Source organism: Mycobacterium paraseoulense (assembly GCF_010731655.1).
In the GTDB taxonomy this organism is placed as follows: Bacteria; Actinomycetota; Actinomycetes; order Mycobacteriales; family Mycobacteriaceae; genus Mycobacterium; species Mycobacterium paraseoulense.
Map to the genome: position 1 here is coordinate 1,078,133 of NZ_AP022619.1, position 25,531 is coordinate 1,103,663.

Consider the following 25,531-nt stretch of genomic DNA (forward strand, 5'->3'; position numbering starts at 1 on the left):
TCGGATGATGAGGAGGAGTCCCCCAGGTGCAGATATCGAAGGTTGTGCGCACTGCGTGGTTGCCCCTGCTGATCGTCGCGGTGCTGGTGGTCGGCGGCTTCGCCGTCGCAAGGGTCAAGTCCTTCTTCGGCGCCCAGGACACCGGCATCATGACCAGCCCGAGGCTGGATGACTCCAAGCCGTTCAAGCCGAAAGTGGTCAAGTACGAGGTCTTCGGCTCGGCCCGCACCGCCAACGTGAACTACCTGGACCTGTCCGCCGACCCGAAGCGGGTCGACGGCGCGCCGTTGCCCTGGACGCTGGTCCTCAGCACGACCGCCCCCTCCGTCTTCCCGAACCTCTCGGCGCAAAGCGACGGTGATTCCCTCGGTTGTCGCATCACCATCGACGACGAAGTCAAGGCCGAGAACCTGACCAACCGCGTGCACGCCCTGACCTTCTGCATGGTGAAATCCGCATGAGCGCACACCCCGACGACGCCCGCACCGACACCATCCCCGTCGCCCAAGAACCGGTGCGGGACAAGATTCCGCGAATCATCCGAACCTTCGCCGTGCCCATCATCCTGGGCTGGATCGCGATCATCGCGGTGCTCAACGTCGTCGTCCCCCAGCTGGACGAGGTCGGGAAGATGCGCTCGGTGTCGATGGCCCCCGACGATGCGCAATCTGTCGTCGCGACCAAGCGGATGGGCGCGATCTTCAACGAGTACAAGTCCAACAGCTCGGTCATGATCGTGCTGGAGGGCGAAAAGCCGCTCGGCGCCGACGCTCACGCCTACTACGACAAGATGGTGCAGAAGCTCGACGCCGACACCAAACACGTTGAGCACGTGCAGGATATGTGGAGCGATCCACTGACCGGGGCGGGCGCACAGAGCAACGACGGCAAGGCCGCCTACGTCCAGGTGTATCTGGCGGGGAATCAGGGCGAAGCCCTGGCCAACGAATCGGTCGAGTCCGTCCAGAGCATCGTCAAAAGCCTGACCCCACCCAAGGGGGTGAAGGCCTACGTCACCGGCCCCGCGGCCCTGTCGGCGGACCAGCACACGGCCGGCGACCGCAGCCTGCAGCTCATCACCGCGGCCACCTTCACGGTGATCATCGGAATGCTGCTGCTGGTCTACCGTTCGGTCGTCACCGTGCTACTTACGTTGATGATGGTGGTGCTCGAACTGTCGGCCGCCCGCGGAATGGTCGCCTTTCTGGGCTATTACAAGATCATTGGGCTCTCGACGTTCGCCACCAACCTGTTGGTCACGTTGGCGATCGCGGCAGCCACCGACTACGCGATCTTCTTGATCGGCCGATATCAGGAAGCCCGCGCCGTGGGCGAGTCACGCGAAGACGCGTACTACACCATGTACAAGGGCACCGCCCACGTGGTGCTCGGGTCGGGCCTGACCATCGCCGGCGCCACCTTCTGCCTGCACTTCACCAACCTGCCCTATTTCCAGACGCTCGGGATCCCGTTGGCCATCGGCATGGTGGTGGTGGTCGCAGCGGCGTTGACGCTCGGCCCCGCGGTGATTTCGGTAGCGTCGCGCTTCCGAAAGACGCTCGAGCCCAAGCGTGCCCAGCGAATTCGCGGGTGGCGCAAGATCGGCGCCCTTGTGGTCCGGTGGCCCGGTCCCATCCTGGTCGTGACGATCGGGATCGCGCTCGTCGGCTTGCTGACCTTGCCCGGGTACCGCACCAACTATAACGACCGCAACTACCTGCCCGCGGATCTCCCGGCGAATGAGGGTTACGCGGCCGCCGACCGGCACTTCTCGCAGGCGCGGATGAATCCCGAAGTCCTGATGATCGAGAGTGACCACGATCTGCGCAATTCCGCGGACTTCCTGGTCATCGACAAGATCGCCAAGACCGTCTTCCGGGTGCCGGGAATCGCCCGGGTGCAAGCGATCACCCGGCCGCAGGGCACGCCGATCGAGCACACGTCGATCCCCTTCCAGATCAGCATGCAGGGCGTCACCCAGCAGATGAACCAGAAGTACCAGGAAGACCAGATGGCCGACATGCTGCACCAGGCCGACATGATGCAGACGACCATCGACAGCATGGAAAAGATGTCCAGCATCACCGCGCAGATGGCCGACGACATGCATCAGATGGTTAAAAAGATGCATGACATGACCATCGACATCAACGAATTGCGCCAGCACATGGCCGATTTCGAGGACTTCTTCCGGCCCATCCGCAGCTATCTCTACTGGGAACGGCACTGCTACGACATCCCGGTGTGCTGGTCGCTGCGCTCGGTCTTCGACGGCCTGGACGGCATCGACATCATGACCGACGATATCGAGAGCCTGCTGCCGATCATGGATCATCTCGACACGCTGATGCCCCAGATGGTGGCGCTGATGCCTTCGATGATCGAGAACATGAAGGCCATGAAAACGACGATGCTGACCATGTATGCGACCCAGAAGGGCCTGCAAGATCAGCAGAACGAGGCGCAGAAGAACTCCAACGCCATGGGCAAGGCGTTCGATGCGTCCAAAAACGACGACTCGTTCTACCTGCCGCCGGAGACCTTCAACAACGCCGAGTTCAAGAAGGGGATGAAGAACTTCATCTCCCCCGACGGCCATGCAGTGCGCTTCATCATCAGCCATGACGGTGATCCGATGTCGCAAGAAGGCATTTCGCACATCAGCGCCATCAAGAAGGCCGCTTACGAGGCGCTCAAGGGCACGCCGCTGGAGGGCTCCAAGATTTATCTGGCGGGCACCGCATCGATCTACAAAGACCTCAGCGACGGCAACACCTATGACTTGCTGATCGCCGGGATCTCTTCGCTGTGTTTGATTTTCATCATCATGCTACTCATCACCCGCGGCGTGGTGGCGTCGGCCGTCATCGTGGGCACCGTGCTGCTCTCGCTGGGCGCGTCGTTCGGTCTGTCGGTGTTGATCTGGCAGCACCTCATCGGCATCGAGCTGCACTGGATGGTGCTCGCGATGTCGGTCATCATCCTGCTTGCCGTGGGCGCGGACTACAACTTGTTGTTGGTGGCGCGGTTCAAGGAGGAGATCTACGCCGGCCTGAACACCGGGATCATCCGTTCGATGGGCGGCACCGGCTCGGTGGTCACCTCGGCGGGCCTGGTTTTCGCCTTCACGATGATGACGATGGCGGTCAGTGAGCTGACGGTCATCGGCCAGGTCGGTACCACCATCGGACTGGGCCTGCTGTTCGACACCCTCGTCGTGCGGTCGCTGATGACGCCATCGATCGCCGCCCTGCTGGGCAAGTGGTTCTGGTGGCCCCAACGCGTGCGGCAGCGCCCGGTGCCCTCGCCCTGGCCCAAGCCGAGCGACGAGAAGGTGTCCCAGGAAACCGAATCCCTGGCTCCCGCTAGGTAACCCAGTCGGGCTGCCCTGCGGTGTCGACCGCGGAGAAGTCCTTGTGGCCCAGGCCCGCGGTGGTGCCGCCGTCGACGACGAACTCCGAGCCGGTCGAGTAGCTGGACTCGTCGCTGGCCAGGTAGACGACGAGATTGGAGACCTCCTTGGGCTGGGCGATCCGCCCCAGCGCGGTCTGGAAGATGTCCTCGGGGACCCACTCGGTCATCGGCGTCTTGATGAGCCCCGGATGGATCGAGTTCACCCGGATTCCGCTGGGCCCCAACTCTAGTGCCGCCGACTTGGTGAGCCCCCGGACGGCGAATTTGGTGGCTGTGTACCCGTGGCAGGCGATCGTGCCGGCGATCCCCTCGATGGAGGAGATGTTGATGATCGATCCCCGCCCGGCTTCCTTCATGGGCTTCACCACGGCGCGGATGCCGAGGAACACACCCGTCAGATTGATGTCGATGATTCGCTGCCATTCCGACAACGCGTAGTCCTCGAAGGTGCCGATGTTGATGATGCCCGCGTTGTTGACGAGGATGTCGATGCCGCCGAACTCGTTCAGCGCGGTGGCTACCGCCGCGTCCCAGTCCTCGGGCTTGGTCACGTCGAGGCGCAGGTAGCGGGCCGCGTCCCCGACCTCGGCCGCGACCGCCTTGCCCTCGTCGTCGAGGATGTCACCAAACACCACCTTGGCCCCCTCGGCCACCAGCGTCCGCACGTGCGAGGCACCCATCCCCCGCGCGCCCCCACTGATGAGCGCGACCTTGCCGGCCAACCGTTCTGCCACTGCGTACTCCTGTCGTGTGGGTCTTTAGCACCATACAGACGCGGGCAGATGTATGACCAGAGTCTGATTAGCCCACGATGTCGAAGATCGCCGCGGCCGACGTGACGGCCTTGTCCGCGTTCCCCTCGTCGTGCAGCAGCATGCGCACGCCGACGCGTCCCGGGCCGCCCCGATACGCGCTGCCCTCGACGCGGAAGGGGCCCACTTTGCCGCGTGACATGAACATGACGTGCCAGCTGACCACCTGCAGCTTTCGCGTGCCGGCGATGTCGGCGGCGAGATCGATCGCCGCGGTCTCGAGGACGACGTGTTGCGGTCCGATGTGCAGCGCGGCATCCGGGGAAGCGAGTTCGGTACTGAGCTCGGGTAGCACCCAGTAGCCGTCGGTGCGCCTGCTGGCGCCGAAGGCCCGCCAGAGCGGCGGCAGGTCCGGCGAGTCCTCGATCACCAGTTCCGTGCCCGAAACGTCCATCCGGCCCAGGCCTTCCGGCGGAATGCCGATGATCGCCCCCTGCCCCTCGTTGAAGGCGATCACCCGGCCGGGGTTGTCGGCGTCGACGATCTTGCATCGCCCGTAACCCATGGTGCGGCCCTGGTGCACGATGCCGGAGCCGAGGATCTCGACTCGGTTGACGTCGTAGCCGGGGTCGATGATCTGAACCGACGCGATGACCGGGTTGGGGACCGCGACCATGTCCGTCTGGCAGCCCTCCGGGGAGGAAATGGCCAACGGCGCCACCATGATTCCCCCGGCTTCGTTGCGCATGTCCCGGCGGATGGTGACGGTGTCGTCGACCTCTCCGAGGTCCATCGAGGAGTGTTTGCGGCCGATGTAGCGGTAGCTGAGCAGGCCGGTCCAGCGTCGATACAGTTCGTCGCGGTAGGCCTCGGAGTCGCCCGCCAACTCGCGGATGTCACGAAGCTGGTCGCCCAATTCCGGCCCCCTTCAGGCTTTTCCGTGCCGCACCTGGTTGAACGGCACGCCACGGTCGGCGGCGTATTCGCGCGGCAGGTTCAGGACCCGCTCCCCGATCACGTTGCGCGCCATCTCGGTGGTTCCGCCGCCGATGCTGGCGATCTGACGGCCCAGGTAGCGGACGCCGATGTCGAGCAGCCCCGCCTCGTCGTCGACCACGGCCGCCGGGCCCGCGACGGCCAACGCGGTGTCGTTTTCGACGTCGTGCACCTCGGCCATGAACAGCCGGATGATCGATCCCGCGGCGGGCGGCAGGGATCCGTCGGTCACCGCGTGGAAGACATGCTCGCTGAGTTGTCCGTGCACGGCCCGATGGACCAGGGCCCTGCCCACCATCTCGCGGACTCGTTCGCTGCCGGCCTGGTTCGCCTTCTCGGCCACGGCCAGCAGGTCAACCGAAATGTCTTCAGCCTCAGCGATTCCCGGTCCGCTGGTGTATTCCGATCCGTCGCCCATACTGCGGCGTTCGTGGTAGAGCTGGCGCGACGCGACGTCCCAGCCCTTCCCCGGCTCCCCCACCACGGCGTCGTCGCCCACGTCGACGTCGTCGAAGAACTCCTCGCAGAACTCGACCGAGCCGTTGACCTGCTTGATGCGGTTGATCGTGACGCCGGGATGCCGCAGCGGCACCAGGAACATCGTCAGCCCTTCGTGTTTGGGCGCGTTCCAGTCAGTCCGGGCCAGGCACAGGCCGTAGTCGGCGGCGAACGCCCACGTGCTCCACGTCTTGGCGCCGTTGATGACCCACCGCCCGTCACGGCGGTCGGCGCGGGTGAGGATGCCCGCCAGATCTGATCCCCCACTGGGTTCGGACAGCAGCTGCACCAGCACTTCGTCGCCGCGCAACGCGGCCGCGATGTGCGTGCGCTTCTGCTCCTCGCTGCCCATGTCGAGGATCGTCGCGCAGCAGATGGCGAAAGAGGGAACGTTGAGCATCAGTGGCGTCTCGTAGGCCAGCGCCTCGGCATCGAACGCCTTCTTGTATTCGTAACCCAAGCCCAGGCCGCCGTATTCGCGCGGAAAGCAGATGCCGGCGAATCCGCCGTCGTACAGCTTCTTCTGCAGTTCGCGGGCGCGCTGCCAGGAGGTCAGTTCGTCGCGCTGCAGGACCATCGCGTCTCCGGAATCCAGCCGCGGCAGGTTCTCGGCCAGCCACGCCCTGGCCCGTCCCCGGAATTCCTCAACCGACTCCGACGTCACCGGATGACCTCTCATTCGAGCGTCGACCTTGTGCTGGGCGACTGTACAGCAGCGCGCTGAGGCAGTCGAGACCCCGCCCTCGGCGAGGCGGCGCGTCCGCCGTCGGTAGTCTGCGGTCGACTCATGACACATCCCTTCGACGACGCCATCCGCCTCGAAGCGACGAGCACGCACGTGCGGCGCGGGCGCACCCATCCGGAATGGGCCAACATGGTGGGGCCCTTCGGCGGTATCACCGCCGCCGTGATGCTGCGCGCCATCGAGTCGCAACCCGAGCGCGTCGGCGAGCCGCTGGCATTGACGGTCAACTACGCCGCGCCCATCGCCGACGGGGACTTCGACCTCTCACTTCGGGCCGCGCGCACCAACCGCACCAACCAGCACTGGATCGCCGAACTCAGCCAGGACGGCGGCGTCAAGACCACGGCAACGGCGCTGTTCGCTGTGCGCCGCGACGGCTGGGCCGATACCGAGAGTGCCCCGCCGAGCGTGCCGGACCCGGAGCAGCTGCCTGCCACCGATCCGGGCCTGGTGCAATGGACGAGCCTCTATGACATGCGGTACGTCGAAGGTCCGATGCCCGGCAAGAACGGGCAACCCAGCGCCTCCTCGACGACCACCTTGTGGGTGCGCGACCGAGCCCAACGACCCGTCGACTACCCGGCGCTGGCCGCGCTGTGCGACATCTTCTACCCGCGGATCTTCCTGCGGCGCGGCCGCGTCATCCCGGCGGGGACGATCTCGTTGACGACCTACTTCCACGCCGACCAGCAGCAACTCGACGGCTTGGGCAACGACTTCGTGCTGTGCACCGCGCACGCCAACACATTCAGCGGTGGCTACTTCGACCAGAGCGCCGAAGTGTGGGCACGGGACGGAGTGCTGCTGGCCACCACGCATCAGGTCGTCTACTTCAAAGGCTGAGAGGTTTACACTTCGCCAGTGAAACGTCACGCCGGGATGCTCAGGGAAAGAATCGAGGCGCAATGACCGAGCGTGCGGAGCCCAGCGTCACCGAAGCGGACGCCGGCGCGCTGCTGGCCATCGAATCCATCAAGCAGCTCAAGGCCCGCTACTGCCGGCACCTCGACGCCAAGGACTGGGCGGCGTGGCGAACCATCTTCACCGATGACTTCGTCAGCGACACGGCCGAGGCCGGCGGCAAGGTGATCGACGGTGCGGACGAGTTCGTGACCTTCACGCGCAGGGCCCTCGGGCGGCCGGGCCAGGCCACCGCCCACCAGGTGCATGCCCCCGAAATCACGCTCACGTCCCCGACGACCGCGCGCGGCGTGTGGGCGCTGCAGGACGTGGTTCGATTCGGCCCCGGCGTGACCCTGGTGGGCTACGGCCATTACCACGAGACCTACCAGAACATCGCCGGGCAGTGGTTCATCAAGAGCTCCAAGCTAACTCGACTGCGAGAGGATATCGTCACTCCCGTGTTTTCCCTCTACGTCTCTGACCGAATCCGCCGGACGATCGGCCGAGTCGCCAATGTGGTGATGAGCCGATGACGGCCTCCACCGTTCTGGTCACCGGCGCATTCGGACAAATCGGCAAACGTTGCACGCAGATCCTGCTGGACCGCGAACGCACCGTCATCGCGATGGATCTGCGCAGCGACAACACCCTCGCCGTTGAACGGGAGCTGGTCGCCGCCCGGCACTCGGGAACGCTGATCCCCGCCTATGCCGATCTGCTGGACGCCGAGGCAGTACGGGATCTCGTCGCGACCCATCAGCCCGACGCGGTCGTTCACCTCGCCGCGATCGTGTCCCCGCTGTCGTATCGCAAACCCGCGTTGGCCCGCAGGGTGAACGTGGGCGGTACCGAGAATCTCTTGGCGGCGTGCACCGCACTCCCCCGACCGCCGTTGTTCCTGATGGCGTCCAGCGCCGCGGTCTACGGTTCTCGCAACCCCTACCGCCAGCCCGAGCGGATCACCCCGGACACCCCGGTCAATCCCATCGATCAATACGGTCAGGACAAAGTGCTCGCCGAGGCGGCGATCCGCGCCAGCGGCCTGCCGTTTGCGCTCTTCCGGCTGGGTGGGGTCATCTCGCCGGACACGCACACGACGGTCAACGGCGACTCCCTGCTCCTGATGCGATCGATGCCCGGCGACAACCGCATGCACGCGGTGGATGCGCGCGATGTTGCGCTGGCCTTCGCCAACGGCGTCGATCGGCAAGCCAGCATCGCGGGCAAGGTGATACTGATCGGCGGCAACGAGTCGTACGTGCTCACTCAGCGCGAACTCGAGGACGGCCTGATGGAAGCCGTCGGCCTTGGTGGCCTCGGCCCATCCGCCAGCCTGCCCGGCGACCCGAGCGACGACCGCGGCTGGAGCTTCACCGGCTGGTATGACACCACCGAAGCGCAGGCGCTGCTCGATTTCCAGCAACACGACTGGTCGCAGACCCTGGCCTGGATCGCCGAAACCCAGGGCCGCACGCGCACAGTGGTGCGACTGCTGAGCCCGATATTGCGGCCGCTCCTGCGTACCGTGCTGAAGGTGCAGCGCCGGCTCGAGGGACGGGGCCCCTACGCCGACCCGTGGACGCTCATCGAAAAGCACTACGGCGCCGCGGCGCTCGCCGCCGCCGAGTAGCTAGTCCGCTCCATCCAAAAGCTCTTGCGCCGCAGCATGTCTCACACGTCGTCGACATCAGCGGTCGATCCATCCCATCTGCGCGTCGGCGTGATGGCCGCCCATCGGCGGAGTGAGCCGGTCGAGCCGGGATAGGTGGTCGGGTGTCAGTTCGATGGCGTCGGCGCCGACGTTCTCCTCGAGCCGCGTCACACGCTTGGTTCCCGGAATCGGCACGATGTCGGAACCTTTCGCCAACAGCCAGGCCAGCGCGACCTGCGCGGGGGTGGCACCGACGTCAGCGCTGATGGCGCCCAGTTCGTCGGCGCTTTGCAGGTTGTGTTCGAAGTTCTCGTCGAAGAACCGCGGATTGGTCTTGCGGTAGTCACTGTCGGGCAACCCTTCGGTGGAGCGGATAGCGCCGGTGAGGAAGCCGCGTCCCAACGGCGAGTAGGCGACGAACCCGATCCCCAATTCGCGCAGCAGCGGCAATATCTCGTCTTCTTGGTCACGCGTCCACAGTGAGTATTCGGATTGCACCGCGGTGATGGGATGCACGGCGTGCGCCCGCCGGATGGTGTGCACGCCGACCTCCGAAAGGCCGATGTGCCGGACCTTCCCCGCGGCGACGAGGTCGGCTAATGCACCCACGGTTTCTTCGATGGGAGTGTTGCGGTCGAGTCGGTGCTGATAGTAGAGATCGACGCGGTCGGTTCCCAGCCTTTTGAGCGAACCGTCCACGGCGATCCGGATGTTGGCGGGGCTGCTGTCCAGGCCGTTGCGGCCCGTGTGCGAGATCAGGCCGAACTTGGTGGCCAGCACCACCTGATCGCGCCGGCCCTGCAAGGCGCGGGCGAGCAGCTCTTCGTTGACGTAGGGGCCGTACACCTCGGCGGTGTCGATCAGGGTGACGCCCAAGTCGATGGCGCGATGAATGGTGCGGATCGCCTCGGCGTCGTCGCTGCCGGCACCGGCGTAAGCCACGGACATGCCCATGGCGCCCAGGCCCAGGCGGCCGACCTCCAGGTTGGCGAGGCGCGCTTGTTTCATGCCGTCATTGTGCGCTCAGCGACTTCGGGCCATGGGACGGGTACCGTTGCGCGAGTGCACCGCATCCGTCTCGCCGCGATCCGATGGACGACGTAGAAACCGCGCGACCGGCCCGCAATCTTGCGGTGGACTTCTACCGCGCGTCGGGCGTGGTGGCCATCGTATTGGGCCACTGGCTGGCCGGTTCCGTGACCTATCGCGACGGTCAATTCGGCCGGGAGAACCCGCTGCTCGACATGCCGTGGACGCAATGGCTGACCTGGATATTCCAGGCCGTCCCGGTGTTCTTCTTCGTGGCCGGGTACGCCGGAGCCGTGTCATGGGCGCACCGCCGCGAGGCCGACAATTTCTCGCGCCAGGCGTGGATTCGCCACCGCTTGGCTCGGGTGCTGGGGCCGACAACCGTCTACGTCGCGCTGATTTCGGTCCTCGTGGTGGCGCTCCAGGTCCGCCATGCTCCGGGCACGGTGTTGGAGTACGCGGGCTGGGCGGTGGCCATGCACCTGTGGTTCCTCGCCGTCTACGTGCTGGTGGTGTCTCTGACACCGGTTGCCGTTGCGGCACACCGGCGTTGGGGCCTCAGAGTGCCGGTGGTGCTGGCCGCGGCGGTCGTGCTGATCGATGCCGTCTCGCTCGCGGGCCATGTCCCCTATGTCGGCGCGCTCAACTACCTGCTGTGCTGGGGCCTGCTCTACCAGCTCGGGATCGCGTGGCAGGGCGGGCTGTTGGCCGGCCGCAGACCGGTGCTGATCGCCGCCGGTTCGGCAGTCGCTCTGGCACTGCTGATCCGGGTGGGGCCGTATCCGGTGAGCATGATCGGCGTTCCGGGCGAAGCGATCGAGAACACGACGCCACCGACGGTGGCGATGATGGCGTTCGCGTGCACGCAGGCCGGGCTGGCTATGGCACTCGCAGCGACACTCGACCGCGTCCTGCGGCACCGCCCGGTGCGACACGTCTTGTCGACCGCCAATGCCAACGTGATGGCCCTTTACCTCTGGCACATGATTCCGGTGGTCCTCGTCGCGATCGTCGCTTATCCGGCCGGCCTGATACCGCAGCCCCACGAGGGGTCTGCGGCCTGGTGGCTGGTCCGATTGGAGTGGATCACGATCCTCAGCGTGGTGGCGGCGGCCGAAATGGTGCTGCTGTGGTGGCAACGGCGGTTCTTCGCGGTTCCGCTCCCGACGTTCGGACTGCCACTCGGCGATCGCTGGGGCGAAGCAATCATGCTCTGCGGCGCCGTCCTGGCCGCGGTTGGTCTGCACCTCCTGGCCCAGGGCGGCTTCGCACCGGACGGGCGATTCTCCTGGCCGACCGCGGCGGTGTTCGCCGCGGGCGTGGTCCTGGTGGCGTTGCGGCCCAAGACGCCGTCGCCCGTCACCGGCCTTGAGGCGCGGCGGCGCCCGAGCGCCTAATGGTGGGCCGGCAGCACGTGGTCGGCCAGCCTGTCGGTGGACAGGCACAGCGAGCACACATGCGCGTTGTGGGTTTCACAGGCCGCGACGTCCGGCCGCTCGTAGTCGTGATGGCAAACGTGGCACTTCAATTGCGCCGCTGAGGGATTGCCATACTCGTCATACATGGGCAGCTCGATGCCGTCGTGGGTGCGACGCAGGTAGTACTTGCCCTTGGTCGCGACCGCCAGGATGGGCGGCATGGCCAACGCGAGGACGACTGCCACCAATGGCGAGTAAGGGCGCAGCGCCGCACCGAGGCCGCCGAAGAAGGCGATGATCGACAGCCCGGCGGCCAACAGCATCGACCCGAAGCCCACCGGATTGATGGCATACAGCATGCCGCGCCGAAACTCCGGGGTCTTCGGTGACACCTTGAGCACGTACTTGTTGAAGACGATGTCCGACGCCACGGCCACCACCCATGCCATTCCGCAGTTGGCGTAGAACCCGAGGATCGTGTTCAGGACGTCGAACATGTCGGCTTCCATCATGATCAATGCAATGACGAGGTTGACGGCGAGGAAGACGACGCGCCCCGGGTAATGCTTGGTGACTCGGGTGAACGAATTGGTCCACGCCAACGAGCCCGAGTACGCGTTGGTCACGTTGATCTTGATCTGGCTGAGCACCACCAGGACCACCGCGAGTGTCAGTGCAAGCCATCCGGGCATGAAGTCGCGGTAGATCAACAGGAATTGGTGCACCGGCTGATTGGCTACCGACGTCGAACCCGAAACTCGAGCGATCAGATAGACGGCCAGAAACAGGCCGATGATCTGTTTGATGGCGCCGAACACGACCCAGCCGGGTCCCGCGAGCAGCACCCAGGTCCACCAGCTGCGCGAGTTCGCCGGGGTCCGTGGGGGCATGAAACGCAGATAGTCGATCTGCTCGGCGATCTGTGCGATCAGCGACAGGCAGACGCCCGCCGCCAACAACGTCGAGCCGATGTTCACGGCGCCGTCGCCGCGGCCGCCGTACCCGAAGAACTGGTGGATGGAGTCCGGGTGGCGCACCACGAGGTAGACGAACGGAACGACCATCAGGATCAACCACAGCGGCGTGGTCCAGAGTTGGAGCTGGGACAGCACCTTCATGCCGTAGATCACCAGCGGGAAGATGATCAGCGTCGAGCAGGCATACCCGGCCCAAAGCGGGAGGCGCAGTCCGAGCTTGAGGCCCTGCGCCATGATGGAACCCTCGAGGGCGAAAAAGATGAAGGTGAACGACGCGAAGATCACGTTGGTGACGACCGAACCGTAGTAGCCGAAACCGCTACCCCGGGTGATCAGATCCAGGTCGAGGTTGTAGCGCGCCGCGTAATACGCCAACGGCAGCCCGGTCGCGAAGATCACCAGGGCGAAGATCCCGATACCGCACAGTGCGTTGCCGGTTCCATAAGAGATGCCGACATTGGCGCCGATCGCGAAGTCGGCCAGATACGCGATGCCGCCGAGCGCCGAGATACCAACCACGGCAGTCGACCATCGTCGATAACTGCGCGGTGCGAACCGCAGCGTGTAGTCCTCGAGCGTCTCTTTGGTGGCCGTCATGGTGTCCAGGTCCACCTCGGCCGCGGACGGATTCTCGATGTCGGATTCGGTTTCCTGCGTCATGCCCACTCCCCTCGCCCACAAGTCCCGCCGAAGATAGCCGACCCGGGTTGCGACAAAGTGACGCCCGGCATCGTCGGAACCGCCTCGCCGAGACGCTGGACGCGCCCAAGGCAGCACGGTCGGTTCGCTAAACGACTTACGACCCCTTCATTGGGGCCGTAGTGCCCTGGGCGGGCGAGTACCCGGGGAGAAAACGTTTCCCCAAGGCTCGGATTCCTTGAACAGTTGAGCCTAGGCTACGAGGAGATACCCTCGCTAAGGGAGTACACAAATGTCACACGCCACCCTCCGCACCACCCACGTCCCTCAGCACCGCGCCCAGGATGCCCAGCTTTTGAAGGAATCCGGGGTACACAAGCTCGTCGTCACAGACCGCGACGGCAACTGCTTGGCGTTCCTGTTGGCTTGGGAAAGCTTCGACTACGACGCCGAGACGGATACCTATGTGTGCGTCGCCGACAACGATGGCAGAGAGCTGATGACCGTGTACACCGCCGGCGAGATCAAGCCGGCAGCCAAGGCGAACACGTATGTCGTCACCGCGCCGGACAGGTTAATTGGGCCCAGCGCGCTCTAGCCTCCGCTGACCGACGGACCGCGTGCCGGCAGCGGGTTCCACCGCGCTTTTTTGGCGGGTGGCAGAATTTTCGCTGACCTGATTGCCTAAGAGCATCACCCGCGTCGCACAGCCGGGCGGGTGGCGGCGCACAAAGACTATCGCCCCGTAGGCACAGCCGCGCGGGTCCTTGACATCGCGAAACTTATGATAGACCGTTCGTACGGTTAGTTTGACCCGAAGGTGGAAGATGCCCCGACCCGGGAGACGTGGCGAAATTTTCGACGCGTTCGTCCGCTATGTCGCCGAACGCGGCTACGAGAGAACGAATATGGGCGACATCGCCGACGAGCTCGGCATGTCGAAGGGCACCATCGTTCACCACTTCGGGACCAAGGCGCAAATGTTGCGCGAGCTTGAAGAGAGCCACCTCGTCCGCCAACTCGATGCGCTGCAGATGATATGGGCTCGTCTGTCCGCGCCGCACGAACGCATCGCCGCGATCATCTACGCCTCCGCACTGCTGCAGGTGGTCGCCCGCGACGCGACGGTGGCTAGCCAGCGCGAGGTGGTTCAGTTGTTCGATGACCCGGCGATGCAGCAGGTGCGCAAGTTGCGTAATCGGCTGCAAGCCTTGGCGGTTGACGAGATCCGTAGCGGAATCGAGAGCGGCGTGTTCCGAAACGTCGACGTCGAACTGGCGGCGCTGCAGTTGTGGGGATCGCTGCAGTGGATGTGGGTGTGGTTCGATCCCAGCGGCTCCCGGACGCCCGAACAAGTCGGGGCCGCATTCGTCGACGTGTTCCTCGGCGGGCTGCTGCTCGACCGACTGGGGCTCGGCAAGTGGGCGGACCCGTCGGCGGGCGTCGTCTCCGTGGTGCGCGACTGCCTTGCCGCGGCCACCAGCCCGGCTGGTTGACCGCACTGCCTTAACTTCGTTGCACAGCAGCGCATTTGGCTTCGATCAGTTCCCTGCCTGACGTGTTCAGCCGGCCCTCGCAGGCCGAAGCCGCGCGCCAAAGCGCCGTAGCCGTCACTGTACGGCCGGTCGGTTTTCTGCGCTGATGTTTCCAGTCGCCTGCAGGTCGGAGATGGTCTCGGCCCATCGGGCGAAAGCCGAAAATGCCTGGTAATTGTGCGAACAACGTTATCGGAGCGCGAGGCGATGCCCGGGACATGCGGTGGTGCGATCACACGCTGGCGTGGCGTTATTGACTGACCGTACGGTTAATGCGATAGTGGCTGCGTGGCGAGGGTGGCATGGAGCTGAGAACACGGTCCCGGAGTGCCGGTCGGGGGGATCACCTGGTCGACGGGCGTCGGAAACGAGGTGATGCGGCACGCCGCGGGGGTCACCGCACATCGCCGCAGCGAAGCCGTCCGAGAACAAATCCAGAGCCGTTCCCACTCTCTTCGGGTTCGGAACACTCGGCAGCGCAGTGCTTTTCGAGGTTTATTCGTCGGACGAGCCGGCCTGCGAATCGGCGATCACGTGAGGGACGGCGCGGATGACTACCTCGCACATGGTTGCCAGCAAGGTGGGCAGCAGAATCCGGCCCGGCACGGAAGTGGCCGGCGGATTCTTCCGGATGTGCGTGCTGACGGGCAAAGCGCTGAGGCAGCCGTTCGAGTGGCGCGAGTTCATCTGGAACGGCTGGTTTCTCATGCGGGTGTCGCTGCTGCCCACCATCGCGGTGTCCATCCCGGAAACCGTGCTGCTCATCTTCACACTCAACCTCCTGCTGGCCGAGATCGGCGCCGCCGACGTCTCCGGTGCCGGCGCGGCGATCGGCGCGGTCACCCAGCTCGGCCCGATCGTGACGGTGCTGGTGGTCGCCGGCGCGGGCGGTACGGCCATCTGCGCGGACCTCGGCGCGCGAACCATCCGCGAGGAAATCGATGCGCTCGAGGTGCTCGGCATCGACCCGATCCACCGGCTGGTGTTGCCCCGTGTCGTCGCCTCGACACTCGTCGCGATCCTGCTCAACGGCCTCGTCGTCGCCGTCGGTCTGGGGGGTGGCTACCTGTTCAGCGTGTATCTGCAGAACGTCTCGAGCGGCGCCTACCTCTCCACGTTGACGGCGCTCACCGGCTTGCCCGAGGTGGTGATCGCGTTCATCAAGGCCGCGACGTTCGGCCTGATCGCCGGCCTGGTCGGCTGTTACCGGGGGTTGATCGTCCGCGGCGGATCCAAAGGTTTGGGCACCGCCGTCAACGAGACCGTGGTGCTGTGCTTCATCGCGCTGTTCGCGGTGAACGCCGCGCTGACCACCATCGGTGTCCGCTTCGGGACGGGACGTTGACATGACCGCAGCTACCGGGGTTCCCGCACGCCATCTCCACTTCCCGCGGGCCGCCCTCAGCCGATACGGCGAAGCGCCCGACCGGGTGCTGGTCGAGATCGGGCAAATGGTCTGGTTCGCCCTGACCGCAGTCGGGCAGATCCCCTTCGCCCTGCACCGTTACCGCAGGGAGCTGTTGAGGATGGTCGCCCAGATGGGAATGGGCACCGGCGCGATGGCCGTGGTAGGTGGCACCGCGGCCATCGTCGGCTTTATCACCCTGTCCGCGGGCTCACTGGTCGCCATCCAGGGCTACGCGACGCTGGGCAATATCGGCGTGGAGGCCTTCACGGGATTTCTGGCCGCACTGGTCAACGTGCGATTTGTGGCGCCCGTGGCCGCCGGCCAGGCGCTGGCCGCCACCGTCGGCGCGGGTGCCACCGCCGAATTGGGCGCGATGCGCATCAGCGAGGAGGTCGACGCGCTGGAGGTGATGAGTATCCGGTCGGTCGCCTACCTGGCGTCGACCCGGGTCGTGGCCGGTCTGATCGTCATCATCCCGCTCTACGGGCTGGCGATGACCATGGCCTTCCTGTCCCAGCAGGTCACCACGGTCTTCTTCTACGGCCAGTCCCTCGGCACGTACAACCATTACTTCCACACCTTCCTGCGCCTGAACGACGTGGCCTGGTCGTTCGCAGAGGTGATCCTGGTTGCCGTGGTCGTGATGACCACCCACTGCTACTACGGCTACACGGCCACCGGCGGGCCGGTCGGCGTTGGCGAAGCGGTCGGCCGGTCGATGCGCCTGTCCTTGATCACGATCGTCGTGGTGGTCGTGCTGACCGCGATGGCCGTGTACGGCAAAACACCGAACTTCAACCTCACCGTGTAGCCGCCATGACGACCCCCGTGAAGCAGAACCCGCAGCGCATCCCGCCGTACCGGACGGCGGCGTTGGTGTTCTTGATGGTCGCTGCGGCGGTGTTGGGGTTCGTGTGGTTGCAGTTTCGCGGCGAGCTCACGCCGACGACACATTTGACCATGTTGGCTCCCCGGGCCGGTTTGGTGATGGACCCGGGGTCGAAGGTCACCTACAACGGCGTGGAAATCGGCCGGGTGGCCACCATCTCGGAGGTCGAGCGCGACGGATCACCGGCGGCCAAGTTCGTCTTGAACGTGAATCCGAAGTACATCGACTTCATTCCGGCCAACGTGGATGCCAACATCAGGGCAACCACCGTCTTCGGCAACAAGTACGTGTCGTTGACTTCGCCCAAAAATCCGGCACCGCAACCCATTACGCCACAGCACGTGATCGATGCGAGATCGGTGACGACCGAGTTCAATACGCTGTTCGAGACGCTCACCTCGATCACGGAGAAGATCGATCCGGTCAAGCTGAACCTGACGCTGGCCGCGGCGGCGCAGGCGCTGACCGGGTTGGGCGACAAATTCGGGCAGTCGATCGTCAACGCCAACGCCATCCTCGACGACATCAATCCGCAGATGCCGCAGATCCGGCATGACATTCAGCGGCTGGCGGACCTGGGCGACGTCTACGCCAAGGCCGCGCCGGATCTGCTCGACTCGCTCAACAACGCGGTGATTACCGCGCGCACGGTGCACCGGCAGGAAAGCGACCTGGATGCGGCGTTGTTGGCCGCGGCCGGGTTGGGCAACACCGGCGCAGACATCTTCGCCCGCGGCGGGCCCTACCTGCAGCGTGGGGCCGCCGATCTGGTGCCCACCGCCCAGCTGCTGGACACCTACAGCCCCGAGTTCTTCTGCACCATCCGCAACTACTACGACGAGGAACCGGCGGCGTACGCGACGACCGGCGGCGGCAACGGCTACGCCTTGAAAACCATGACCGAGCTGACGTCGGGCTTGGGAGGCATCCTGACGCTCCCGGGGCTGGCCGGCACCGCGGCCACCATGGGCCTCCTCGGGCTGGCCGGGCTGGTCGGCGGCGCACCGAATCCCTTTGTGTACCCGGACAATCTGCCGCGGGTGAACGCCCACGGCGGTCCGGGGGGTGCGCCGGGTTGCTGGCAGACCATCACCCATGACCTGTGGCCGGCGCCGAGTCTGGTGGTAGACACCGGCGCCAGCCTCGCGCCGTACAACCACCTAGAAACCGGCTCACCGTACGCAATCGAGTACGTGTGGGGCCGCCAGGTCGGGGACAACACGATCAACCCATGAAAATCACCGGCTCCGCTATCAAACTCGGCATCGTCTCGCTGGTGCTGCTGCTGATCACCATGTCGATCGTCGTGGTGTTCGCGCAAATGCGATTCAACAGCACCAACAGCTATCACGCGGAGTTCAAGAATGCCACCGGGCTGAAGAACGGCCAGTTCGTCCGCGCGGCCGGGGTGGAGGTCGGCAAGGTCAAAGCGGTGCGGCTGATCGAAGGGGGGCAGCGGGTCCGGGTGGACTTCGACGTCGACCGCTCGATACCGCTCTACCAGTCGACGACGGCGCAGATCCGCTACCTCAACCTGTTCGCCGACCGCTACCTCGAACTCAAACGCGGCGACGGTGAGGGCTCTGACCGGGTCCTGCCGCCCGGCGGCTGGATCCCGCTGTCCCGAACTTCACCGGCGCTGGATCTCGACGCCCTGATCGGTGGTTTCAAGCCGCTGTTCCGGGCGCTCGATCCGGAAAAGGTCAACACCATCGCGTCGGCCATCATCACGGTGTTCCAGGGTCAGGGCGGCACGATCAACGACATCCTCGACCAGACCGCGCAGCTGACCGCGCACATCGCTGAACGCGACCAGGCGATCGGCGAGGTGATCAAGAACCTCAACACGGTGCTGGACACCACGGTTCGGCATCGCAAGGAGTTCGACCAGACCGTCGACAACTTCGAAAGATTGATCACCGGGCTGCAAAATCACGCCGACCCGCTGGCCGCCGGCACCGCGAACATCAGCAACGCCGCCGGAACGGTGGCCGACCTCTTGGCGGACAACCGCGCGCTGATCCACAAGGCGATCAACTACCTGCAGGCTCTTCAGCAACCGCTCGTCGACCAACGCGACCAACTCGGCGATCTGATCCACAAGACGCCGACGGCGCTCAACCTGATCGGGCGCAGCATCGGGCTCTACGGGGACTGGGTCAATTTCTACGTCTGCGACCTGACCATCAAGTGGAACGGACTGCAGGCCGGAGGCCCAGTGCGCACGGTCCGGCTCTGGCAGCAGCCCACCGGCAGGTGCACGCCGCAATGAGGACGCTGACGGAATTCAACCGCAACCGGGTCGGGCTCATGGGCATCACGGTGCTGGTGCTCGTGGTCGCCGTTGGGCAGAGCTTCACCAGTATCCCGATGATGTTCGCCAGCCCGAGCTACTACGGCCAGTTCACCGACACCGGTCAACTCAACAAGGGCGACAAGGTGCGCATCTCCGGCGTCAACGTCGGCAAGGTGGAGGGGTTCGAGATCGACGGCGACCACGTCCGAATCAAATTCTCCGTGGGCGGCAACACCATCGGCACCGAGAGCCGGCTCGCGATCAAGACCGACACCATCCTCGGCAAGAAGGTGCTCGAGATCGAGCCGCGGGGAACCAAGAAGTTGCGACCCGGTGATGTGTTGCCACTGGCCCAAAGCACCACCCCCTATCAGCTGTACGACGCGGCCTTCGACGTCACCAAGGCCGCCACCGGCTGGGACATCGACACCGTCAAGCAGTCGCTGAATGTCTTGTCGCAGACCGTCGATCAGACCTACCCCCATCTGAGTGCCGCGCTCGACGGGCTCACGAAATTCTCCGACAGCATCGGTAAGCGCGACGAACAGATCAAGCATCTACTCGCCCAGGCCCACCAAGTGGCCAGTGTGCTCGGTGATCGCAGCGAACAGATCAACCGGTTGCTGGTCAACACGAAGACGCTGCTGGCCGCGTTCAACGCGCGTGGCCGCGCCATCGGCACCCTGCTGCAGAACATTTCGGCTTTCTCGGCCGAAGTGCAGGGGTTCATCAATGACAACCCGAACCTCAATCCCGTGCTGGAGCAGTTGCGGGCGATCAGTGACGTGCTGGTGGCGCGCAAAGACGACCTGGCTCAGACCCTCACGTACGTCAGCCAGTTCGCCGCATCGCTCGGGGAATCCGTCGCGTCGGGGCCGTACTTCAAGATCGTCCTGTCCAACCTGCTGCCGTATTGGATCTTGCAGCCATTCGTCGACGCCGCCTTCAAGAAGCGCGGCATCGACCCGGAAGACTTCTGGCGCAGCGCCGGCCTTCCCGAGTTCCGCTGGCCCGACCCGAACGGCACCCGATTCCCCAACGGGGCACCGCCGCCCGCACCTCCGGTGCTGGAAGGGACCCCGGATCATCCGGGACCCGCCGTCCCGCCGGGAACAGCGTGTTCGTACACACCACCGGCCGACGCGCTGCCACGGCCGGGGAATCCGCTGCCCTGCGCGGGCGTAGGCGTCGGCCCGTTCGGCGGCAGTTTCCCGGCACCGATCGACGTCGCCGCTTCGCCGCCGAACCCGAACGGCCTGCCACCGACACCGGGAATCCCCATCGCCGGGCGGCCCGGCGACCCGCCACCGGACGTCCCGGGCATACCGGTGCCGCTTCCCGCCCAGGCACCGCCGGGCGCACGCACCGAAAATCTGCAACCCGCGGGCCCCACGCCGCCACCGTCGACGTTCGCACCCGGGCTGCCTCCGGGGCCCCCCGCGCCGCCGGGACCGGGACAGCAGTTGCCGGCACCGTTCATCAATCCCGGCGGCACGGGAGGTAGCGGCATCACGGGAGGTAGCCAGAATTGAGCACCGTCTTCAATGTCCGCCACCTGCGCCCCCGAAACGTCATCGGAGCAGTGGTGGTGCTGCTGGGCCTGGTCGCCGGGTTCGTCGGCTGGCGGCTCTACCAGAACCTGACCACCAACACCGTGGTCGCTTATCTCCCGGCGGCGAATGCGCTCTATTCCGGGGACAAAGTCCAGATCATGGGCGTTCGGGTGGGTTCCGTCGACAAGATCGAACCGGCCGGCGACAAGATGAAGGTGACGTTTCACTACGAGAACAAGTACAAGGTGCCCGCCAACGCGTCCGCCGTGATCGTCAATCCCACCCTGGTGGCGTCGCGCAGCGTCCAGCTTGAACCGCCCTACAAAGGCGGCCCGGTGATGGGCAACCACGCCGTGATCCCCATCGAGCGGACCCAGGTGCCGACGGAGTGGGACGAACTGCGCGACAGCGTCGCCACCATCATCTCCAAACTCGGCCCGACACCGGAGCAACCCAAGGGTCCGTTCGGAGAGGCGATCGAGTCGTTCGCCGACGGGCTGGCCGGCAAGGGCAAGCAGATCAACACGACGCTGAACAGCCTGTCGCGGTCGTTGACCGCGCTGAACGAGGGCCGTGGCGACTTCTTCGCGGTGGTGCGCAGCCTGGCTCAGTTCGTCAACGCCCTGCACAAAGACGACCAGCAGTTCGTCGCGCTGAACAAGAACCTGGCCCAGTTCACCGACAAGCTGACCGGTTCCGACCGGGACCTCGCCAACGCGATACAGCAGTTCGACAGCCTGCTCTCCACGCTACGTCCGTTCTTGGACAAGAACCGCGGGGTGCTCGCGCACGACGTCGACAACCTCGCCACCTTGACCACCACGCTGGTTCAACCCGATCCGCTGAACGGATTGGAGACGGCCCTGCACGTCCTGCCGACGCTGGAGACCAACCTCAGCCAGATCTATCACCCGTCGCACGGCGCCGTCATGTCCATCCCGGCGATCCCGAACTTCGCGAACCCAATGCAGTTCGTCTGCAGCATGATTCAGGCCGGTAGCCGGCTGGGCTATCAGGATTCCGCCGAACTGTGTGCGCAGTACCTGGCGCCGATCCTCGATGCCATCAAGTTCAATTACCTGCCGTTCGGGTTGAACCTGTTCAGCACCGCCGAGGCGCTGCCCAAGGAAGTCGCCTACTCCGAGCCCCGGCTGCAGCCGCCCAACGGGTACAAGGACACCACGGTGCCCGGGATCTGGGTGCCCGATACACCGTTGTCGCATCGCAACACTCAACCCGGCTGGGTTGTCGCACCGGGCATGCAGGGCACGCAGGTCGGGCCGATCACCGGGGGCCTGCTGACCCCCGCGTCTCTGGCCGAACTGATGGGCGGCCCGGACAGTCCGCCCCCGCCGTCAGGGCTGCAGACCCCGCCGGGACCGCCCAACGCCTACGACGAGAACCCGGTCGTGCCGCCCATCGGCCTGCAGGCCCCGCAGGTGCCGATCCCGCCACCGCCACCGGCACCGGGTGTGGTCCCGGGCCCGGTCGCGCCCACACCGGTGGCCACGTCGACAGGATCGGGATCATGACGGGCGCGCGTGACACGAAGGCGCTAAAGACGCTGCGCGCGTTCGGTTCTCGCGCCCGGCACCGAGCCTGGCAGGGGCTGGCACTGTTGAGCGCTGCGGCGGCGCTGACGTCGTGCGCGAAGTGGCACGGAATTGCGAATGTGCCGATGCCCGGCGGCCCCGGCTCTGGGCCCGGCTCCTACACCGTCTACGTGCAGCTGCCGGACACTTTGGCGCTCAACGACAACAGCCGGGTGCGCGTCGCCGACGTCTTTGTCGGCACGGTGCGCGCGATCGAACTGAAGAACTGGGTCGCGACCCTGACGTTACGTCTGGGCAAGGAAGTCAAGTTGCCCAAGAACGCGACCGCCAAGATCGGGCAGACCAGCCTCCTGGGTTCTCAACATGTGGAGCTGGCCGCGCCGCCCAACCCCTCACCGGAACCACTGCGGGACGGCGACACCATCCCACTTAAGAATTCGTCCACCTACCCCACGACCGAGCAGACGCTGGCAAGTCTGGCCATCGTGCTGCGCGGCGGAGGCATCCCGAACCTCGAAGTGCTGCAGAACGAGGTCTACAACATCGTGAACGGCCGGGCCGAGCAGATCCGTGCCTTCCTCGGCAAGCTGGACACCTTCACCGCCCGACTCGACGAGCAACGCGCCGACATCACCCGAGCCATCGATTCCACCAACCGGCTGCTGGCGTATGTCGGTCCCCGCTCGGACGTCCTGGATCGGGTCCTGACCGAATTCCCGCCGCTACTCAAGCATTTCGCCGACAAGCAGAACCTTCTGATCAACGCGGTCGACGCGACGGGACGGCTCAGCCAGCTTGCCGACCAATACCTGTCGGCCTCGCGCGGTGACATCCACCAGGACCTGTTGTCGCTGCAGTGCCCGTTGCGGGAGCTCGGCCGCGCGGCACCGTATCTGATTCGCGCACTCAAGCTGATCCTCGTCCGGCCGTTCGACATCGACTCCGTGCCGAAGGCGTTCCGTGGCGACTACTTCAACCTGTCGCTGACGCTGGACCTGACCATGAGCGCCGTCGACAACGCGGTCCTCACCGGGACCGGCTTCTCCGGAGCGCTGCGCGCGCTCGAGCAATCGTGGGGCCGCGACCCCGAAACGATGATCCCCGACGTCCGGTACACGCCGAACCCCAACGATGCGCCGGGCGGGCCGCTGGTCGAGAGGGCGGACCGGCAATGCTGACCCGGTTCATCAAGCGCCAACTGGTGATGTTCGCCATCCTGACTGCGGTCACGGCGGTCGCGCTGGGGTGGTACTACCTGCAGATTCCCAGCGCGGTAGGGATCGGCCAGTACACATTGAATGCGGAGCTGCCCGCGTCGGGCGGTCTCTACAAGACGTCCAACGTGACGTATCGCGGTGAAACCATCGGCACCGTCACCGCCGTCGAGCCGACCAAGACCGGCGCGCGGGTCACCATGAGCATCGCGGACCGATTTAAGATTCCGGTCGACGCGTCGGCGAACGTGCATTCGGTGTCGGCGGTCGGTGAGCAGTATCTGGACCTGGTGTCGGTCGGCAACCCCGGCCGATACTTCTCGCCGGGACAGACGATCACCAAGGGCACGGTGCCGACCGCGATCGGGCCGGCGCTGGACGCGGCCAACCGCGGGCTTGCCGTGCTGCCCAAGGACAAGATCGCCTCGCTGCTCGACGAAACAGCCCAGGCGGTCGGCGGATTGGGCCCCGCGCTGCAGCGGCTGGTGGACGCGACTCAGGCGATCGCCGGTGACTTCAAGACCAACATCTCCGACGTCAACGACATCATTCAGAACTCCGGGCCGATCATCGACAGCCAGGTCGACTCCGGTGACTCGATCGAGCGCTGGTCGCACAACCTGAACGTCCTGGCCGCGCAGAGTGCGGAAAACGACCAGCACGTGCAAAGCATCCTGACCCAAGCCGCACCGACGGCCGATCAGGTCAACGAGGTGTTCGGCGACGTCCGCGATTCGCTGCCGCAGACACTGGCCAATCTCGAGATCGTGCTCGACATGCTCAAGCGCTACCACAAGGGTGTCGAGCAACTGCTGGTGGCCTATCCGCAGGGCGCCTCGGAAGGCCAGGCGGTCACGGCGGCTTTCCCCGGCTACGCGTCGCTCGGCACCTCGCTGACGATCAACCAGCCCCCCGCCGTGCCTGACCGGTTTTCTCCCGGCATCTCAATGGCGGTCCCCCGCCGACACCAGCCTGGCGCCGATGCCGTCCGGAACCTATTGCAAGATCCCGCAGGACACTCCCGCCAACGCCGTGCGCGGCGCACGCAACCTTCCGTGTGTCGATGTCCCCGGTAAACGCGCCGCGACGCCACGGGAGTGCCGCGACCCCAAACCATACGTTCCGCTGGGCACCAACCCCTGGTACGGCGAACCGAACCAGATCCTGACCTGCCCGGCGCCCGCCGCGCGTTGCGACCAGCCGGTGAAGCCGGGCCAGGTCATACCCGCGCCGTCGGTCAACAACGGCCTCAACCCCGCGCCCTCCGACCGGGTGGCGGGGACACCGCCGCCCGTCAGCGATGCACTGCAGCGGCCGGGATCGGGAACCGTCGAATGCAATGGGCAGCAACCCAATCCGTGCGTTTACACCCCCGCCGGTCCTCCCCCGGCCGTCTACCTTCCCCAGAGCGGCGAATTGGTAGGCCCCGACGGCGCCAAATACACGGTCGAGAATTCGAGTAAGACAGGAGACGACGGATGGAAGGACATGCTGGCACCGCGCGGCTGAGCCGGGCCCGCGCCGTTGGTTCGGCATCCCCACGGCCCGTCGGTGACGACGGCGACCGGCGAGGCATGCGGGAAACCATCGGCCTGGGCCAACTTCGGAGTAACGCGTGCACATACCTCGAGCGGGTTGCGGCCGGCGAGACGATCGACGTCGTCCGTCGCGGCAAACTGGTGGCCCGGATCGTGTCCGTCGGTGACTGGAGGGTCGCCCCGATCCCGGCACAATCCGTCGACACCGCGGCAGCGGCCGCCGGCGGGTGGGTAGGGCTCGACGAACTGCGAACGCGGGCCGGGCGGTGCTTCGACCGGGTCGCCACCGGGGAGACGCTCAGCGTTGTTCGCGGTGGTCGCTTGCTGGCGCAAATCGTGCCCGCCGGCGACGCCGAACGGGCCCCGATTCCGGCCGACGCGAGCGGCGGGATCGAGCTCGACGAACTGCGCAAGCGCGCGGGGCGCTACTTCGACGAGGTCGCGGCCGGACAGACGATCGAGGTCATCCGCGGCGGCAAGCTGGTCGCCCGCATCGTGTCGGTCGCCTAGCAACGACGCCCGC

21 protein-coding genes and 1 pseudogene are annotated in these 25,531 nt (G+C 65.6%); 17 read left to right on the forward strand and 5 right to left on the reverse strand.

Annotation, left to right across the window (positions count from 1 at the left end; genetic code table 11):
- Nucleotides 1–26: 26 nt before the first annotated feature.
- Nucleotides 27–461 carry an MmpS family transport accessory protein gene (locus G6N51_RS04730; RefSeq protein WP_174814293.1) on the forward strand — a complete coding sequence of 145 codons (435 nt, stop codon included), beginning with the start codon at nucleotides 27–29 and terminating at the stop codon, nucleotides 459–461.
- The gene (locus tag G6N51_RS04735; RefSeq protein WP_083170860.1) at nucleotides 458–3,373 is read left to right on the forward strand and encodes an MMPL/RND family transporter; all 2,916 of its coding nucleotides are present in this window, start codon (nucleotides 458–460) and stop codon (nucleotides 3,371–3,373) included. Before G6N51_RS04730 ends, G6N51_RS04735 begins: the two co-directional genes overlap by 4 nt.
- Here the strand turns inward: G6N51_RS04735 and G6N51_RS04740 are convergent.
- The 3 genes from G6N51_RS04740 to G6N51_RS04750 form a co-directional block, all read right to left on the reverse strand.
- A complete protein-coding gene (locus tag G6N51_RS04740; RefSeq protein ID WP_083170863.1) occupies nucleotides 3,366–4,148 on the reverse strand; it encodes an SDR family oxidoreductase in 783 nt (260 codons plus the stop codon). The two genes, G6N51_RS04735 and G6N51_RS04740, sit on opposite strands and share 8 nt — an antisense overlap.
- A 67-nt stretch (nucleotides 4,149–4,215) precedes the next feature.
- Nucleotides 4,216–5,082, reverse strand: coding sequence for a hypothetical protein (locus G6N51_RS04745; protein WP_083170866.1), 867 nt, complete (start codon nucleotides 5,080–5,082; stop codon nucleotides 4,216–4,218).
- A gap of 12 nt (nucleotides 5,083–5,094) precedes the next feature.
- Nucleotides 5,095–6,324, reverse strand: coding sequence for an acyl-CoA dehydrogenase family protein (locus G6N51_RS04750; RefSeq protein WP_083170868.1), 1,230 nt, complete (start codon nucleotides 6,322–6,324; stop codon nucleotides 5,095–5,097).
- 123 nt (nucleotides 6,325–6,447) lie between these two features.
- Here G6N51_RS04750 and G6N51_RS04755 point away from each other — a divergent pair, with 123 nt between their 5' ends.
- The 3 genes from G6N51_RS04755 (at nucleotide 6,448) to G6N51_RS04765 (ending at nucleotide 8,938) form a co-directional block, all read left to right on the forward strand.
- Complete coding sequence (locus tag G6N51_RS04755; protein ID WP_083170870.1) at nucleotides 6,448–7,248, forward strand: acyl-CoA thioesterase; 801 nt, start codon at nucleotides 6,448–6,450, stop codon at nucleotides 7,246–7,248.
- A 62-nt stretch (nucleotides 7,249–7,310) separates the two neighbouring features.
- Nucleotides 7,311–7,841, forward strand: a complete 531-nt coding sequence (locus G6N51_RS04760) for a nuclear transport factor 2 family protein (protein WP_083170872.1) — start codon at nucleotides 7,311–7,313, stop codon at nucleotides 7,839–7,841.
- The gene (locus G6N51_RS04765; protein ID WP_083170874.1) at nucleotides 7,838–8,938 is read left to right on the forward strand and encodes an NAD-dependent epimerase/dehydratase family protein; all 1,101 of its coding nucleotides are present in this window, start codon (nucleotides 7,838–7,840) and stop codon (nucleotides 8,936–8,938) included. The genes G6N51_RS04760 and G6N51_RS04765 overlap by 4 nt, the downstream gene beginning before the upstream one ends.
- A gap of 57 nt (nucleotides 8,939–8,995) precedes the next feature.
- Here the strand turns inward: G6N51_RS04765 and G6N51_RS04770 are convergent, their stop codons facing one another.
- Complete coding sequence (locus G6N51_RS04770; protein WP_083170876.1) at nucleotides 8,996–9,967, reverse strand: aldo/keto reductase; 972 nt, start codon at nucleotides 9,965–9,967, stop codon at nucleotides 8,996–8,998.
- A gap of 83 nt (nucleotides 9,968–10,050) precedes the next feature.
- Here G6N51_RS04770 and G6N51_RS04775 point away from each other — a divergent pair, with 83 nt between their 5' ends.
- Nucleotides 10,051–11,385 carry an acyltransferase family protein gene (locus G6N51_RS04775; protein ID WP_083170878.1) on the forward strand — a complete coding sequence of 445 codons (1,335 nt, stop codon included), beginning with the start codon at nucleotides 10,051–10,053 and terminating at the stop codon, nucleotides 11,383–11,385.
- On the opposite strand, the gene G6N51_RS04780 is transcribed toward G6N51_RS04775, so the two are convergent.
- Nucleotides 11,382–12,980: a purine-cytosine permease family protein gene (locus G6N51_RS04780; protein WP_232078524.1), complete on the reverse strand. Its 1,599-nt coding sequence runs from the start codon at nucleotides 12,978–12,980 to the stop codon at nucleotides 11,382–11,384. The genes G6N51_RS04775 and G6N51_RS04780 overlap by 4 nt on opposite strands.
- 334 nt (nucleotides 12,981–13,314) lie before the next feature.
- Between G6N51_RS04780 and G6N51_RS04785 the strand changes: the two genes are divergently transcribed.
- The 11 genes and pseudogenes from G6N51_RS04785 (at nucleotide 13,315) to G6N51_RS04835 (ending at nucleotide 25,518) form a co-directional block, all read left to right on the forward strand.
- Entirely contained in the window at nucleotides 13,315–13,620 is a 306-nt protein-coding gene (locus tag G6N51_RS04785; protein WP_083170882.1) for a hypothetical protein, read from the forward strand.
- A gap of 229 nt (nucleotides 13,621–13,849) precedes the next feature.
- The gene (locus G6N51_RS04790) at nucleotides 13,850–14,518 is read left to right on the forward strand and encodes a TetR/AcrR family transcriptional regulator (RefSeq protein ID WP_083170884.1); all 669 of its coding nucleotides are present in this window, start codon (nucleotides 13,850–13,852) and stop codon (nucleotides 14,516–14,518) included.
- A 604-nt stretch (nucleotides 14,519–15,122) separates the two neighbouring features.
- A complete protein-coding gene (locus tag G6N51_RS04795; protein ID WP_372510285.1) occupies nucleotides 15,123–15,902 on the forward strand; it encodes an MlaE family ABC transporter permease in 780 nt (259 codons plus the stop codon).
- A gap of 1 nt (nucleotide 15,903) precedes the next feature.
- Nucleotides 15,904–16,776 carry an MlaE family ABC transporter permease gene (locus tag G6N51_RS04800; protein ID WP_083170888.1) on the forward strand — a complete coding sequence of 291 codons (873 nt, stop codon included), beginning with the start codon at nucleotides 15,904–15,906 and terminating at the stop codon, nucleotides 16,774–16,776.
- Between the two features lie 5 nt (nucleotides 16,777–16,781).
- Nucleotides 16,782–18,089, forward strand: coding sequence for an MCE family protein (locus G6N51_RS04805; protein WP_083170890.1), 1,308 nt, complete (start codon nucleotides 16,782–16,784; stop codon nucleotides 18,087–18,089).
- A complete protein-coding gene (locus tag G6N51_RS04810; RefSeq protein WP_083170892.1) occupies nucleotides 18,086–19,126 on the forward strand; it encodes a virulence factor Mce family protein in 1,041 nt (346 codons plus the stop codon). The genes G6N51_RS04805 and G6N51_RS04810 overlap by 4 nt, the downstream gene beginning before the upstream one ends.
- Nucleotides 19,123–20,682 (forward strand): virulence factor Mce family protein, encoded by a 1,560-nt coding sequence (locus G6N51_RS04815; protein ID WP_083170894.1) that lies wholly within the window; start codon nucleotides 19,123–19,125, stop codon nucleotides 20,680–20,682. The genes G6N51_RS04810 and G6N51_RS04815 overlap by 4 nt, the downstream gene beginning before the upstream one ends.
- Entirely contained in the window at nucleotides 20,679–22,235 is a 1,557-nt protein-coding gene (locus G6N51_RS04820; protein ID WP_083170897.1) for a virulence factor Mce family protein, read from the forward strand. The genes G6N51_RS04815 and G6N51_RS04820 overlap by 4 nt, the downstream gene beginning before the upstream one ends.
- A complete protein-coding gene (locus tag G6N51_RS04825; RefSeq protein ID WP_083170899.1) occupies nucleotides 22,232–23,434 on the forward strand; it encodes a virulence factor Mce family protein in 1,203 nt (400 codons plus the stop codon). The genes G6N51_RS04820 and G6N51_RS04825 overlap by 4 nt, the downstream gene beginning before the upstream one ends.
- Nucleotides 23,428–24,979, forward strand: a pseudogene (locus G6N51_RS04830) (MCE family protein). The gene G6N51_RS04825 and the pseudogene G6N51_RS04830 overlap by 7 nt, the downstream one beginning before the upstream one ends.
- Nucleotides 24,949–25,518, forward strand: coding sequence for a type II toxin-antitoxin system Phd/YefM family antitoxin (locus G6N51_RS04835; RefSeq protein ID WP_158086209.1), 570 nt, complete (start codon nucleotides 24,949–24,951; stop codon nucleotides 25,516–25,518). Before G6N51_RS04830 ends, G6N51_RS04835 begins: the two are co-directional and overlap by 31 nt.
- Nucleotides 25,519–25,531 lie beyond the last annotated feature (13 nt).

What these genes read in the sequence shown, in the direction of transcription:
- G6N51_RS04770 (WP_083170876.1), bottom strand. Translation starts at nt 9,967, where the DNA reads ATGAAACAAGCGCGCCTCGCCAACCTGGAGGTCGGCCGCCTGGGCCTG.
- G6N51_RS04835 (WP_158086209.1), top strand. Translation starts at nt 24,949, where the DNA reads ATGGAAGGACATGCTGGCACCGCGCGGCTGAGCCGGGCCCGCGCCGTT.
- G6N51_RS04805 (WP_083170890.1), top strand. Translation starts at nt 16,782, where the DNA reads ATGACGACCCCCGTGAAGCAGAACCCGCAGCGCATCCCGCCGTACCGG.
- G6N51_RS04775 (WP_083170878.1), top strand. Translation starts at nt 10,051, where the DNA reads ATGGACGACGTAGAAACCGCGCGACCGGCCCGCAATCTTGCGGTGGAC.
- G6N51_RS04760 (WP_083170872.1), top strand. Translation starts at nt 7,311, where the DNA reads ATGACCGAGCGTGCGGAGCCCAGCGTCACCGAAGCGGACGCCGGCGCG.
- G6N51_RS04780 (WP_232078524.1), bottom strand. Translation starts at nt 12,980, where the DNA reads ATGACGGCCACCAAAGAGACGCTCGAGGACTACACGCTGCGGTTCGCA.
- G6N51_RS04765 (WP_083170874.1), top strand. Translation starts at nt 7,838, where the DNA reads ATGACGGCCTCCACCGTTCTGGTCACCGGCGCATTCGGACAAATCGGC.
- G6N51_RS04735 (WP_083170860.1), top strand. Translation starts at nt 458, where the DNA reads ATGAGCGCACACCCCGACGACGCCCGCACCGACACCATCCCCGTCGCC.
- G6N51_RS04785 (WP_083170882.1), top strand. Translation starts at nt 13,315, where the DNA reads ATGTCACACGCCACCCTCCGCACCACCCACGTCCCTCAGCACCGCGCC.
- G6N51_RS04800 (WP_083170888.1), top strand. Translation starts at nt 15,904, where the DNA reads ATGACCGCAGCTACCGGGGTTCCCGCACGCCATCTCCACTTCCCGCGG.
- G6N51_RS04795 (WP_372510285.1), top strand. Translation starts at nt 15,123, where the DNA reads ATGGTTGCCAGCAAGGTGGGCAGCAGAATCCGGCCCGGCACGGAAGTG.
- G6N51_RS04790 (WP_083170884.1), top strand. Translation starts at nt 13,850, where the DNA reads ATGCCCCGACCCGGGAGACGTGGCGAAATTTTCGACGCGTTCGTCCGC.
- G6N51_RS04755 (WP_083170870.1), top strand. Translation starts at nt 6,448, where the DNA reads ATGACACATCCCTTCGACGACGCCATCCGCCTCGAAGCGACGAGCACG.
- G6N51_RS04825 (WP_083170899.1), top strand. Translation starts at nt 22,232, where the DNA reads ATGACGGGCGCGCGTGACACGAAGGCGCTAAAGACGCTGCGCGCGTTC.
- G6N51_RS04815 (WP_083170894.1), top strand. Translation starts at nt 19,123, where the DNA reads ATGAGGACGCTGACGGAATTCAACCGCAACCGGGTCGGGCTCATGGGC.
- G6N51_RS04810 (WP_083170892.1), top strand. Translation starts at nt 18,086, where the DNA reads ATGAAAATCACCGGCTCCGCTATCAAACTCGGCATCGTCTCGCTGGTG.